Here is a 233-nt window from a genome sequence, read left to right as displayed (position 1 = left end):
CGGCGGACGAAAGCCGCGGACTGGGTATCGCCCGACGTGGGCGCACCGGGACAATCGGAAGCAACTACTACAAGCTCGATCTGGGCGCCCCGTTCGGCGGGATGCAGGACAGCGGAATCGGGCGGGAGCTCGGACCGGAAGCTCTGTCCATCTACCTCGAGTACAAATCGATCTTCGCCCGTTCGGCATTGATCGCCGTATGACCGAGCGTCCAGCCAAAAGGATCGACCACG

1 protein-coding gene is annotated in these 233 nt (G+C 63.1%); it reads left to right on the top strand.

Translation table 11 applies throughout. From position 1 onward, the window contains the following. Positions 1 to 203 (top strand): aldehyde dehydrogenase family protein (locus NVV99_RS26940; protein ID WP_260783351.1); only part of this gene is annotated, 203 nt, incomplete at its 5' end. Positions 204 to 233 lie beyond the last annotated feature (30 nt).

This window comes from Rhodococcus sp. PAE-6 (genome assembly GCF_025290685.1).
In the GTDB taxonomy this organism is placed as follows: Bacteria; Actinomycetota; Actinomycetes; order Mycobacteriales; family Mycobacteriaceae; genus Rhodococcus; species Rhodococcus pyridinivorans.
This window is presented reverse-complemented; position numbering and strand designations above follow the sequence as displayed.